The sequence below is a fragment of the Burkholderia oklahomensis C6786 genome, from assembly GCF_000959365.1.
Classification (GTDB): Bacteria; Pseudomonadota; Gammaproteobacteria; order Burkholderiales; family Burkholderiaceae; genus Burkholderia; species Burkholderia oklahomensis.
On record NZ_CP009556.1, the window covers coordinates 873,597 to 886,548 of the forward strand.

9 protein-coding genes are annotated in these 12,952 nt (G+C 64.8%); all 9 read left to right on the forward strand.

Going from position 1 to position 12,952, the window contains the following annotated elements; all coding sequences use genetic code 11:
* Nucleotides 1-315 precede the first annotated feature (315 nt).
* Entirely contained in the window at nucleotides 316-2,445 is a 2,130-nt protein-coding gene (locus BG90_RS21830) for a polysaccharide deacetylase family protein (RefSeq protein WP_025990380.1), read from the forward strand.
* An 88-nt stretch (nucleotides 2,446-2,533) separates the two neighbouring features.
* Nucleotides 2,534-3,616: a hypothetical protein gene (locus tag BG90_RS21835; protein ID WP_025990379.1), complete on the forward strand. Its 1,083-nt coding sequence runs from the start codon at nucleotides 2,534-2,536 to the stop codon at nucleotides 3,614-3,616.
* 46 nt (nucleotides 3,617-3,662) lie between these two features.
* Complete coding sequence (glmS, locus tag BG90_RS21840) at nucleotides 3,663-5,480, forward strand: glutamine--fructose-6-phosphate transaminase (isomerizing) (protein ID WP_010120596.1); 1,818 nt, start codon at nucleotides 3,663-3,665, stop codon at nucleotides 5,478-5,480.
* 440 nt (nucleotides 5,481-5,920) lie between these two features.
* On the forward strand, nucleotides 5,921-6,157 hold the full coding sequence (locus tag BG90_RS21845; protein ID WP_010110536.1) for a hypothetical protein: 237 nt from the start codon (nucleotides 5,921-5,923) through the stop codon (nucleotides 6,155-6,157).
* Nucleotide 6,158: 1 nt separating this feature from the next.
* Nucleotides 6,159-6,596: a hypothetical protein gene (locus tag BG90_RS21850; protein WP_010110535.1), complete on the forward strand. Its 438-nt coding sequence runs from the start codon at nucleotides 6,159-6,161 to the stop codon at nucleotides 6,594-6,596.
* 1,009 nt (nucleotides 6,597-7,605) lie between these two features.
* A complete protein-coding gene (locus BG90_RS21855; protein ID WP_232288968.1) occupies nucleotides 7,606-11,118 on the forward strand; it encodes an AAA domain-containing protein in 3,513 nt (1,170 codons plus the stop codon).
* A 26-nt stretch (nucleotides 11,119-11,144) separates the two neighbouring features.
* Nucleotides 11,145-11,498, forward strand: a complete 354-nt coding sequence (locus BG90_RS36225; RefSeq protein WP_158335910.1) for a hypothetical protein — start codon at nucleotides 11,145-11,147, stop codon at nucleotides 11,496-11,498.
* A 162-nt stretch (nucleotides 11,499-11,660) separates the two neighbouring features.
* A complete protein-coding gene (locus tag BG90_RS21860; protein ID WP_010120592.1) occupies nucleotides 11,661-11,999 on the forward strand; it encodes a cupredoxin domain-containing protein in 339 nt (112 codons plus the stop codon).
* A 12-nt stretch (nucleotides 12,000-12,011) separates the two neighbouring features.
* Nucleotides 12,012-12,848, forward strand: coding sequence for an FTR1 family iron permease (locus BG90_RS21865; protein WP_010120591.1), 837 nt, complete (start codon nucleotides 12,012-12,014; stop codon nucleotides 12,846-12,848).
* Nucleotides 12,849-12,952: the final 104 nt, after the last annotated feature.

The following is a 12,952-nucleotide window of genomic DNA, read 5'->3' on the forward strand; positions in this document are numbered from 1 at the left end:
AGAAGAACCCTCTCCGTATCGGCGCTGAGACGATTTCGCCCGATTTCGTCAGGGGTGACCCGCACGATTGGCCGCAGAGCCCAGTCGCTCGGGCATCCGAAGCAAATGGCACGGAGCTCGCTTCTACCGGGGGGTAGGTCCGAATGCAGTGCTACGCCTGATACGAGGCGGCGCCGTCATCGGAGGACGCCGGACAGCGCGCCGGCGTGATGGACGGCCATCACATCCACGAGGCCGGGACCGGCCTGCCGGGCGGCGCGTCGCCGCATCGCAGCGGGTTTCGAGCCACCCTTCCCCTGAAGAGAGGAGCGCATCATGTTGGCAAAGTCAGGCAAATTCTTGCGGGTCGTGTTCGCGTTGTTCGCGCTCGCGTTCGCGTTTAGCCCGGGCATCGCGCGCGCGGTCACCAATCAACTGCTGTTGCTGGTGCCGGATACGCTCACGCTGCCCGATCCGCGGGTGTCGGCATGGCTCGACAGCGCGCAGGAGGAAGGGCTGCAGATCAAGGTGATGACGGACAGCCAGTTCATGCAGGCGGGTGCGACGCTGTCGCAATATCCGGGGCTCATCCTGCCCGACCAGGTGCACACGGTCGCCGACGACACGCTCGTCACCGCGATCCAGAACTACGCGCTGAACGGCGGCAAGGTGATGCTCGTCTATGACTTCGGCGTGCTGAATTCGGCTGGCTTCTACCCGGATCCGAAGTCGCGCTTCAGCTCGATGGTCGGCGTCGACTACGTGCTGTATAGCCAACTGCTCGGCAACATGATCGGCCTCGGCAACGTGACCGGCATGAGCAGCTGGCTGCGCACGCTCCAGGTGCCGCCCGGCAAGTCGATGGCGTGGACGACGACGTCCGCGGCCGCGACGACGAGCGCGCTGCTGTCCACCGCGACCGGCTCGACGAGCACGGCCACGTCGAGCATGCTGATGTACTTGTCCGCGAGCCCGTCGAACCCGGGCGGCCTGAAGGGCTACAACCACAGCGCGTGGTTCGGCTATACGCTGCCGAAGGGCGGCAAGGGCGCGTTCACGTCGACCGCGCCGAAGCTGACTGGCTTCGTCACCGGCAAGCCGGTCAAATCGGGCACGTACACCGCGAGCTCGCTGGCGACCACCGCGACGACCACGGCGAACACCCTGCTCGCGACGACCAGCGCGCTGACCGACACGCTCGAAGGCATCTCGGGCTACGTGTACGGCTTTCTCACGTATCCGAGCTTCGTCACGCAAGGCACGTATACGGGCACGACGATCCTGACGTCGCCGAACTTCGGCCTCGTGTCCGGCTACAACACGTACGGCAATGGCGGCGTGCTGTTCGTTAACCTGCCGCTCGCGTACCTCGACGGCCAGACCGACGGAATGCTGATCCACGGCTACCTGCATTACTTCGGCACGAACCTGCTGAAGCTGCCGTCGCTGTCGAATTTGCCGAAGGCGAAGGCGGGGCTCGTGTTCAACTGGCACTTCTGCGCGGAAGACCAGATCCAGCCGGCGATGTACCTGAAGAGCCTCGGCGTGTGGACGAACGGCCCGTTCTCGATCGTGTTCACCGCGGGCCCGGACGAAGCGACGTTCGGCGACGGCAACGGCATCAACCTCGATTACAACTCGACCGCGCTGAATCTCGTCAAGTACTTCCTGACGAAGGGGCATCACGTGGGCAGCCACGGCGGATGGATCCACGACTACTGGGGCGCGTACGCGAGCGAGACGAACCAGAGCACGTTCCAGCAGTATCTGGTGATGAACCATGCGGCGGTGATGACGGCGACCGGTCAGCCCGACGTCGAATACGCGGCGCCCGAAGGCAACACGCCGACCTGGTCCGTGAACTGGCTCGAAGCAAACGGCTTCAACGGCTACTACTTCACCGGCCACACCGGTTCCGAGCCGACCCGCGCGTATCGCAACGGCGCGCTGCTGAACCCGGGCCTGTGGTCATATCCGGTGATGCCGTTCGGCAAGTACGCGACGTTCGAGGAGTTCCAGCAATACGGCGTGTCGACGACGGACATCGTCAACTGGTACACGAACCTCATCAACTTCGTCGTCGCGAACCGCACGAGCCGGCTGATCTACGCGCACCCGTACGGCGCGTCGTTCTACCCGACCGTGCTGTCGTCGATCTTCACGCAGGCGAGCGCGCTGAAGCTGCTCGGCCAGTTCACGTGGTACACGATGAGCGACATCACGAACTTCGACCGCTCGCGGCTGAATGTCACGTGGACCGCGACCGACATGGGCGGCAGCTGGGCATTCGCGGCGAGCCATCCGGCGAGCCTCGCGAACATGACGTGGCTGTTGCCGAAGGCGGCGTATGCGCAGCCGATCGTCACGCAAGGCGCGGCCACCGTCGTCGGCACCGACGCGACGAACTGGCTCGTGATCGCGGGCACCGGCACGAGCCTCAAGTTCATGAGTGCGAAGGTGCAGTGATGTAGCTCTTGCAGCACGTCGCCGGCACGGCTTCGGCCGCGCCGGCGGCGACACGGAAGCACAACCGCGCGGAAGCGCGCACGACATCATGAACCGGCCCGCGCTCGTCGGGGCCGCTCGCACATACGCGGCGGCCCGTCTCCTGCTACGCCGCGCATCGCGCGTCGCAGCCCTTGCCATGTGCGGCGTCGCGCTTTGCGCGCACGCCGCCGAATTGCAATTGAGCGGCTACTACCAGCGGCCCGACGGCGCAATCACAGTGCGCCTGAACGGCGCCGGCATCGATCCGTATTTCGCCGCAAAGGCGCTCCTTGGCGCCGCCGATGCGCAGCTCGACGCGCGCCAGGCCGCGCGCGCATGGATCGCGTGGCTGCTGCCGCGCCAGCGCGCGGACGGCGGCTTCGACCGCTTCTGCGTGAAGGACAACCAATACGCCGCCTGTGCGGACGCCGACGCGGACGACTCGATGATGGCCACGTGGATGGAACTGCTCGTCCGCTTCGCGCCGCCGAGCGGCATGCCTGCGAATTGGGCGCGCAGCCTCGCGCGCGCGAGCGCGCATCTCGACACGCTGCTCGACAAGCGCACGGGCGTCTATCAGATCTCGCCGACGCTGCACGTCGCGCTGCTGATGGACAACGTCGAAGTGCACAGTGCGCTGCAGGCGCTCGCCGAGTACTACATCCGGCGCTCCGACTACGCGCACGCGGGTCCGTGGAGCCATCGCGCCGACCGGCTGTCGGCCGCGATCCTGCAGGTGTTCTGGCGCGGCACGCAGTCGGGCTTCCGGGCGAGCACGCAGCAGATCGGCGACTCGAGTTTTTATCCGGAGAAGGTCGCGCAGATCTTCCCGATCCTGTCGGGCATCCGCGTGCCCGATCAATCGAACGAGACGGTCTACGCGCAATGGATGCACCGCTACGGCAAGACCTGGCTGCAACTCGCCGGCACGGACTTTCCGTGGGGCTTGATCGCGCTCATCGCCTACAAGATGAACGACTGGAACACCGTCGCGTGCTGGCACGCGCGTTCCGGTCCTTACCGGCACGGTCCGCACTGGAACGTGCTCGAGGAGGCGCTTTATCTGGCATTCGAAAGCAGGATGGCCGATCCCGTCGCGCCCGCGCGCTGCGGGTTCACGACGGCGTCGGCCGCCGCCGTGCCGCGTTGAGGAGAACACGCACGCAGGCATCGCAAGTCATCGGAGGTAACGAGTCATGTGTGGCATCGTCGGCGCGGTCGCGCAACGGAACATCGTTCCGATTCTGATTGAAGGCTTACGCCGCCTCGAATATCGCGGCTACGACTCGTGCGGCGTCGCGACCGTGGTCGACGGGGTGGCGCGACGAGAACGCAGCGTGTCGCGCGTCGCGGATCTCGAGGCGCACGTGCGCACGGCCGGCCTGACCGGCAGCACGGGGATCGCGCACACGCGCTGGGCGACGCACGGCGCGCCCGCGACGTGCAACGCGCATCCGATCTTCTCGCGCGATCACATCGCGCTCGTTCACAACGGCATCATCGAGAATCACGAAGCGCTGCGCTCGCAGCTGTCCGACCAGCATTACGAGTTCGACGGGCAGACCGATACCGAGGTCGTCGCGCATCTGATCCACAGCAAGTATCGCGGCGACCTGCTGTCCGCGGTTCGCGACGCGACGTCGCAATTGCGCGGCGCATATGCGATCGCCGTGTTCAGCAAGACCGAGCCGAACCGGCTGATCGGCGCGCGCGTCGGCTCGCCGCTCGTCGTCGGGCTGAAGGACGGCGAGTGCTTTCTCGCGTCGGACGCGCTCGCGCTCGCCGGCATCACCGATCAGTTCATTTTTCTCGACGAAGGCGACATCGTCGAGCTGACGCCGGGCGGCGCGCGGATCGTCGATCGCAACGGCGAGCCGGTCGTGCGCGCGGTTCAGACCGTGTCGTCGGCGCAGGGCGTGGTCGAGCTCGGCGATTATCGGCACTTCATGCAGAAAGAGATTTTCGAGCAGCCGCACGCGGTGGCCGCGACGATTCCCGACGCCGGGCTCTTCGATCCGGCCGTGTTCGGTCATGACGCGCGGCGCGCGTTCGAGCAGATCGACAACGTGCTGATTCTCGCGTGCGGGACGAGCCACTACGCGGGATTGACCGCGCGCCGCTGGCTCGAGACGATCGCGCGGATACCCGCGCAGGTCGAGATCGCGAGCGAGTATCGGTACAGCGACGCGGTCGCGATGCCGAACACGCTGATCGTCGTCGTATCGCAATCGGGCGAGACGGCCGATACGCTCGCCGCGCTGAAGTATGCGCAGGCGCTCGGCCACATCGACACGCTCGCGATCTGCAACGTGCCGACGAGCGCGATGATGCGGCAGACCGGGCTGCGCTTCCTGACGCGGGCGGGCCCGGAGATCGGCGTCGCGTCGACGAAGGCGTTCACGACGCAGCTCGTCGCGCTGTTCGTGCTTGCGGTCACGCTCGGGCGGATGCGCGGCTGCGTCGACGACGCGCTGCTCGCGCGCTATACGCAGCAACTGCGCCGGCTGCCCGGCGCGCTCGAGGACGTGCTCGCGCTCGAGCCGCAGATCGCGCGCTGGGCGGACGAGTTCGCCCGGCACGAGAATGCGCTGTTCCTCGGACGCGGGCTCCACTATCCGATCGCGCTCGAAGGCGCGCTGAAGCTGAAGGAGATTTCGTACATCCATGCGGAAGCGTATCCGGCGGGCGAGCTGAAGCACGGGCCGCTCGCGCTCGTGACGCAGACGATGCCGGTCGCGACGATCGCGCCGAACGACGCGCTGCTCGAGAAGCTCAAGTCGAACATGCAGGAAGTGCGCGCGCGCGGCGGGCAGCTTTACGTGTTCGCCGATGCGGACACGCGGATCGACAACGGCGACGGGATTTCGGTCTTGAGGATGCCCGATTACTACGGGCTGCTGTCGCCGATCCTGCATGTCGTGCCGTTGCAGCTGCTCGCGTATCACGCGGCGTGCATCAGGGGAGCGGATATCGACAAGCCGAGGAATTTGGCGAAATCGGTGACGGTCGAGTAGGGGGGCTGGCGCGACGAGGCATCGCGCCGTCGCTTCCGGACTATCGTCTTTGCGCGTCGCGCGATCCGAGCCGGCAACGCGCGCCCGAGCCGCACGCCGTTTGCCGCGGAAGCGCTTTCGACGGACCGACGAATCGCAGCCGCGCGGACGGGATGCGGGTGGACGCGGCGCAATCGCCGAGCGGTGTGCGCGCCGGGCCATGCGCCCGGCGCGGTTTCGGCGATGACGGAGGCGGCGCGGGCGCGTGCCGTTCGTGGTGCAAGTTCGTCGACGCACTATCCAGTCACTTAATTCGACAATCTAATTGTCATGTAAAGGATAGATTTTTGACTTGTGAGTTTCAATGAACTAGCTTTAATCCGTTACGCGGTGCAAAAAACGAAGAGTCCCGGTGCAGGTCATCAACAACCGAAATGCTGAAATAGCCTGTGGAGACAACCATGAAACCAACCGAATTCAAGATCACGGTTTCCGGCGCGGCGTTGGACGGGAGACAAATCGCGCACGCGTCCGCGCATCTGAACATCGCGCTGCTCACCGCGCTCGTCGGCGAGAATTCCACGCAGATCAAGGGGCCGGCGTGGAACGTGGTCTTGCCGAACGGCGGAAGGCTCATCCTGGCCGAGGCAGCGGAGCGCTTGCTCAGAGTCGCCGAACAAGAGCAGATTGGAGAGTGAGATGACGCCGGCTGGAGGACACTCCGCCGGCGCGGCCTGGATCGATGCGAGCGAAGCTTCGCTCGGCACCTGTCCGAGTGCGCCGGCCGAGTCGGCGTCTGCGGTGCTGGGTGCGGTGATGGACAGCGGAACCGTCGCCTATATCAGCCCGAAAATCCCGATCAGCCGCGAATTGCTCGACGGACTCCGCGCAAACGGCGTTCCGGTCGAGAACCGCGTTCGATTTCTCGGCCCGTGCCTCGGCGGAAAATGCGCGCAGTGGACCGGACATCGTTGCGGACTCGTCGACGCGATCGTGAAGGAGCCGGCCGTGCTTTCGCCGCCGGAAGAAGGATTGCCGAAGTGCGGCATCCGAAGCACATGCAGGTGGTACGCGCAGCACGCGAGCGCCGCTTGCATGCAATGCCCCGTCGTCATCTATGAGCCGCACGCCGAATAGCGTGTCGATTTCGATGAACGCGGTTGCATTCGCACGATGTCGTTTTACGCGGCAAGCATCAAGCATCAGGTATCGAGCATGACGTCCGGTGGCGACGGTCGCGCGTCGTAGGCAAGGCGTCGCCGAACCGGTTCCGTCCGGACGAGACATAGCTGTCAGCAATTCCGCTTGCGAAGCGATGACGCAAGCAAGCGGCCGTCGACGTGCACCGGGGTCTGAACGTCGACAGTCATATGTATTTCTCGTGATGCCGTGAGATTGACGTTTCGTTGGAATTCGTGCGAAGACGATCGTTCGCACGACGGAGCGCCGACATTCACGAGAGGTTGAAAGCGTCGATCATCCGTCTGGCCTGCGATGCGGCGACTCGGCCGCGACCGCTACGTTTTCGCGGGCCTGGGTCATTTTTTCAGAGATTTTGCGAGAAACTGCTTGATCGAAGCCGATCTGGCGAATGGCGCTCGCAGCGGACGTTCTCCTTCCGTGATCGCCGGCGCGTCGCACGCCTGAACGCGCTTGCCGGTCGTGCCCACACTCGAGCATCTTTCCGGCGACCCGACTCGGCGAACCCGAAGTGGCGTTGCAATACCTCGATTCGAAAGCAACTGCATCGCTTTGCCGATCCGCGTTCATGCGGGCCGCCGCAAGCGAACGGGCGACGAACGGCGATTTCAGCCGAAGTGCCCGAGAATCCATTCAACGGGGCGGAGGCAACCGATGGAATCGCCTGTCGCGTGCGTCGCCCGGTTTCAATCTGCTGTGTCGAGATCGACGCGGCGCATGCGGACGCATTCGATCGCCACCATTTACCCGATCGCAATTTGCCATTTACGCGAAGCGATCATGTTGCCGCGAATATAATCAGACGAATCGGGCAATCAGTACCTTGCAGCGGCCAGCAGCAATCCACGTCGCTCAACCATCGACCGAAACAGCCATGCACGACAAATCGAAAGCTTACGCCGCATATTGGAGAAATTCGCTCGTCGACGCCGAGTTGGGAAAGGGGATGCTGAAAAGAGACGAACTGGGTGCGCACCGGAAGGTATCGGAAACGGAAGCGCAAGCAGGGTTCCTGCACGAGGACACTGTCACGGCATTCTTTTCCGGAGAAGAAGACGACACCCGCTTCGTCGAAGTCGTCTATCGTCCGTTGCTTTACCGAGCGAAAGTCGAGCACGGCAGGATTGCTGAACAATTGCCGGAATTGATTACGCCGATCGTTACGCAGGCGCTGTTGTCGCGCGACGGCTGCTTGCTGCCGAAAAGCGACACGATCGTTCCCAGGGATATCCTGCAGCCGCTCGAAGCGGGCGCTTTTTCGATCGGAACCGTCGACGACCTCGACACGTTCCTGACGAAAGAAGGCAGCGCGCCGAGCATGTCTCCCTCCGACGTGATCGACGACAGTGGTACGCGGCTCGACGAATTCGCGAAGCGCTGGGCCGCCTATCTCGCCGGCGTGCGCCGCATGACGGATGCGGTATGCGGCGCATTCGTCTCTCGCACGCAGCAGTTCATGCTCGTCGATCACGCGCTCGTGCTGAAGAAGAACGTCATCACGGGCGCGACGCGCCATATCGTGCCGCTATACGACCATCTGCGCGACAAACGTCCCGAGTCGCCGCTCTTCGACACCTACGCGCGCGAGGCCGCCGCCGAGATCGAGCCGTGCCTTTCGCTCGACGCGTCGTTTGCCGACAGGCTGGGACATTCGAGCGACCGCTTCGCGCTCGTCGACGCGCAGCGCGCGGCGCTCAATCACGTGCTTGCCGCGCAGGAAGGCGAAATCGTCGCCGTGAACGGCCCGCCCGGCACGGGCAAGACGACGCTGCTGTTGTCGGTCGTCGCGTCGCTGTGGGCGCGTGCGGCGCTCGAAGGCGGCGATCCGCCCGTGGTGTGCGCGGCGTCGACCAACAATCAGGCGGTGACCAACATCATCGACGCGTTCGGAAAGGACTTCTCGCGCGGAGATGGGGCTTTGGGCGGACGCTGGTTGCCCGGCGTCGCGAGCTTCGGCGCTTATTTGCCGTCGCAGCAACGCGAAACGGAGTCGGCCGGAAAGTATCAGACCAACGCGTTCTTCGACGCGATCGAGACGACCGAATACGTCGATCAGGCGAGGACGGCGTACTTGTCGCACGCGCAGACCGCGTTTCCCGGCATGAAGGCGCCGACCGTCGCCGCAGTCGTCGCGCGGCTTCAGGACGAATTGAAGACGCTGGCCGGGCGGCTCGCGGCCGTCGAAGGAAATTGGCATCTGTTGCGCGACGCGGAGGACGAGGTCGCGAACGAGCTCGGCGGCGACGCCTCGAACGAAATGATGCGCAGGCGCAACGATGCGGCCGATAAAGGCGCACGAGCGCGGCGCTGGAAGACGATCAAGGATGAATGGGAGTCCTACCGGGCGCGAGAGTCGCTGTTTTACGCGTTCTTTTCATGGCTGTCGCCCGTCGCGGGCAAGCGCATCCGATTGGCGCGCGAACATCTGAAAAAGGCATTGCGCGACGAATCGTCTGCGCCCGAGTCGCTGGGGGCGACGATGCCGGAGATCGAAGCGGCGATCGGCGAACGTTTTCAGGAGCGCGCCCGATCGCGCGATGCGGCGGCGCTTTCGGTGAAGCGCGGCGAGTCCGTGCTGCTTGCGCTGTCGGACGCGCGGGACGACTTCCGGACGGCCGCGCGCGAAGCGGGCCTCGAAGTCGACGGCGAGACGCTCACGCTCGCGCAATGCGACCTCATCGCCGATACGCAACTGCGCTTTCGGATCTTCCTGTTGACGACGCATTACTGGGAAGGCCGCTGGCTGCTCGAAATGGCGCAGTGGATGCCCGCGATCCTGAAGACGAAGGAAAGGCGCAACCCGGGCCCCTCGACGCTGATGTCGCGCTTTCGGCGGCGCATGATGGTGACGCCGTGCATGGTGTCGACGTTCGCAATGTTGCCGAAGCATCTGCGGACGTTCGTCGCCGGCGACGGCGGATTTCGCGGCGAGTATCTGTATAACTTCATCGATCTGCTGATCGTCGACGAAGCGGGGCAGGTGCTGCCCGAAGTCGCGGGCGCGTCGTTTGCGCTGGCACGCAAGGCGCTCGTCATCGGCGACACGCAGCAGATCGAGCCGATCTGGTCGATCCCGCGTCAGGTCGACTTCGGCAATCTCGCGAATCTCGGCCTGGTGACCGGAGAAAGCGAGACGGCGCAATACGAGAAGATCGCCGAGACCGGAAAGGCCGCGGCGAGCGGCAGCGTGATGCGCGTCGCGCAGAATGCGAGTCGCTACCACGCGGACCTCGAACTCGAGCGCGGGCTTTATCTCTACGAGCATCGACGTTGCTATGACGAGATCATCGCGTTCTGCAACACGCTTTGCTATCGCGGCAAGCTGCTGCCGCGGCGCGGGCCGGCGCCGGTCCGTGAAGCGCACGCGCCGGACTGCCTGCCGCCGATGGCGTACTTGCACATCGACGGCATCTGCGAGAGCCTGCCGACCGGAAGCCGCCGCAATCTGCTCGAAGCCGAGACGATCGCGGCGTGGCTGGCCGCGAATCGCGCGATGCTGGAAGCGAAATATCAGGCGCCGCTCGCTCGGATCGTCGGCATCGTGTCGCCGTTCGCCGCGCAGGTCGCGGCCATCCAGGCGGCGTGCGAGAAGCTCGGCATCGAAGTCGGACGGGCCGATGGTCAACTGACGGGCGGCACCGTTCATTCGCTGCAAGGCGCGGAACGCCACGTCGTCATCTTCTCGCCCGTTTATTCGAAGCACGACGACGGCCGCTTCATCGACCGGAGCGTGAGCATGCTCAACGTCGCCGTCTCGCGCGCAAAGGACAGCTTCCTCGTGTTCGGCGACATGGATGTCTTCACGACGGCCGCGCCGAGCGAGCCGCGCGGCATACTGGCGACGTTTCTCTTTAGTCATCCCGACAATGCGCTGTCGTTCGAGCACCGTCCGCGCACGGATCTGCAAACGCGCGACACGGCGGTCTCCCAGTTGCGCGACGCGGCGGGTCACGATGCGTTTCTGCTCGACACGTTGTCGCGCGTCAAGGCTTGCATTCAGATCGTGACGCCGTGGCTGCGGCTCGATCGGGCGAAGGAAGTCGGCGCGTTCGATGCGATGTGCGAAGCGGTCGAGCGCGGTGTCGACGTCGAGATCTACACGGATCCGCAGCTCAATATCGGCGATGCCGGCCCCGAGGCCGGGCGCAAGCGCGAGCGCCTGCTCGCCGATGCGGAGGCGTTTCGGGAGGCGGGAATCGCGGTGACGTTCGTGCGGCGAGTGCACAGCAAGATCGTCATCGGCGACGAAGAGATTTATTGCGTCGGCTCGTTCAATTGGCTCAGCGCAGTGCGCTCGGGAGCGTATGCGCGTCACGAGACTTCTTTGCTGTATCGCGGCTCCGGCCTTTTGAACGAGATTCTGTCGATGCGCAAGAGCCTGCTGCAGCGGACGGTCACGGCCGGACCGTTCGCCAGCGAAGGGCGGCAGGCGAGCCGACGTCCGTCGGAGCAAACGTGACGCGCCGGCAGGCTGCTGAAACTCGCATGGCCACGACGTTACGAGCATGGGTTAAAGAGAAGGGCGCATGCAATTGGCCGCTGAAACGGACGTGCGCGACGCAGTTTGCGGACGCGGCAGTCTTGCGTGACAGGAGACGCTGCGCCGAACAGGTCTCATTCGAACGAAGCAAAGCCGAGAGCGAAGCCGCCAGTGAAGCGATGACGCAAGCCAAGCAAGCGGCCATCGACGTGCACCAGTGCCTGAACGTGGACGGTCATTCCTACGAATACCTTTCAGCATCGGGCGATCGAAGTTCAAGCCTCGTGCGAGCGATGGCGACCGGGCCCCGCCGAGCGCTTTCTTCAGACGACGCCGAAAACGACAGGTGGTTTGCCTAATTGACGGCCTCGCGCCGCGGTCATGCGGCCCGGCACATCTGGCCTGGGCGATGCGTACGCGAACGGCGTGGAGCGTGATGTCCACAACGAGGATAAGGATATCGAATTGTCTGAACGAGAATCGATCCTATTATCGTCCGCATCTCACTGCCGTCCACTTTCATGAAAATTCTACAGACGATTTCCGCGCTCGCGCTGGCCGTGTTCGCCGCTTCGGCGACGCATGCTTTCGCCGCCGACGACACGTACAACCTGACGCTGAAGGACCACAAGTTCTCGCCCGTAGGTCTCACGATCCCCGCCGGCAAGAAAGTGAAGGTGACGGTCAAGAACCTCGATGCGACGCCCGCCGAATTCGAGAGCGACGATTTCAAGGCGGAGAAAGTGATTCCCGCCGGCAGGCAGGTCGACGTCTTCATCGGGCCGCTGAAGGCCGGCGTGTACGAGTTCCATGACGAGTATCACGAAGCCGAATCGAAAACCCAACTGACCGTCAAGTAAGCGCCGCACAACATGCTCTCCACCGCCGTCATCGTATTCCGGGAAGTGCTCGAAGCGGCACTGGTCGTGTCCATCGTCCTCGCGGCGACCAAGGGCGTGCCGAGGCGTGGGTGGTGGGTGAGCGGCGGCCTGATCGGCGGCGTGATCGGCGCCGCGCTCATCGCGGCGTTCGCCGACGTGATTTCCGCATGGGCGTCGGGCATGGGGCAGGAGGTGTTCAACGCGGGCGTGATGTTCGTCGCGGTCGTCATGCTCGCGTGGCACAGCATCTGGATGGGCAAGCACGGCCGCGAGATGGCGCAGCAGTTGTCGTCGGTCGGCAAGGCCGTCGCGGCTGGCAGCCGGCCGTTGACGGGGCTCGCGGTCGTCGTCGGCGTCGCGGTGCTGCGCGAAGGTTCGGAGGCCGTACTGTTCCTGTACGGCATCGCGGCGGGCGATCCCGGACAGACGCCGCAGATGATCGTCGGCGGCGTGCTCGGCGTGCTTGGCGGCATCGGGCTGGGCGTCGGCATGTACGCGGGGCTGCTGCAAATTCCGTTGAAGCGCCTCTTTTCCGTGACCAATGCGCTGATCGTCCTGCTCGCCGCCGGCATGGCGAGCCAGGGCGTCGGATTTCTCGTGTCGGCCGGCTGGCTGCCGTCGTGGGGCGATACCGTCTGGGACACGTCCTGGCTGCTGAAGGAATCGAGCGTCGTCGGCAAGATGCTGCATACGCTCGTCGGCTACACCGCGCGTCCGGCCGGCATTCAGATCGCCGCTTATGTCGCCACGTTGCTCGTCATCGTGCTGCTGGCCCGCAAAGTGTCGCGCACGCAGCAAACTTCCGCGACGCCGACGCAGCCGGCGTGACGGCCGCCGGCTCGCGTGTCGGGCGACGTTTCTCACTGGCCGCCCGGTTCGGCTGAATCGCGCCGGGCGTCACGCGGCGATCGACCGCCGCGACATCGAATGTC

What these genes read in the sequence shown, in the direction of transcription:
- BG90_RS36225 (WP_158335910.1), top strand. Translation starts at nt 11,145, where the DNA reads ATGGCCACGACGTTACGAGCATGGGTTAAAGAGAAGGGCGCATGCAAT.
- BG90_RS21845 (WP_010110536.1), top strand. Translation starts at nt 5,921, where the DNA reads ATGAAACCAACCGAATTCAAGATCACGGTTTCCGGCGCGGCGTTGGAC.
- BG90_RS21865 (WP_010120591.1), top strand. Translation starts at nt 12,012, where the DNA reads ATGCTCTCCACCGCCGTCATCGTATTCCGGGAAGTGCTCGAAGCGGCA.
- BG90_RS21860 (WP_010120592.1), top strand. Translation starts at nt 11,661, where the DNA reads ATGAAAATTCTACAGACGATTTCCGCGCTCGCGCTGGCCGTGTTCGCC.
- BG90_RS21850 (WP_010110535.1), top strand. Translation starts at nt 6,159, where the DNA reads ATGACGCCGGCTGGAGGACACTCCGCCGGCGCGGCCTGGATCGATGCG.
- BG90_RS21835 (WP_025990379.1), top strand. Translation starts at nt 2,534, where the DNA reads ATGAACCGGCCCGCGCTCGTCGGGGCCGCTCGCACATACGCGGCGGCC.
- BG90_RS21855 (WP_232288968.1), top strand. Translation starts at nt 7,606, where the DNA reads ATGCTGAAAAGAGACGAACTGGGTGCGCACCGGAAGGTATCGGAAACG.
- glmS (WP_010120596.1), top strand. Translation starts at nt 3,663, where the DNA reads ATGTGTGGCATCGTCGGCGCGGTCGCGCAACGGAACATCGTTCCGATT.
- BG90_RS21830 (WP_025990380.1), top strand. Translation starts at nt 316, where the DNA reads ATGTTGGCAAAGTCAGGCAAATTCTTGCGGGTCGTGTTCGCGTTGTTC.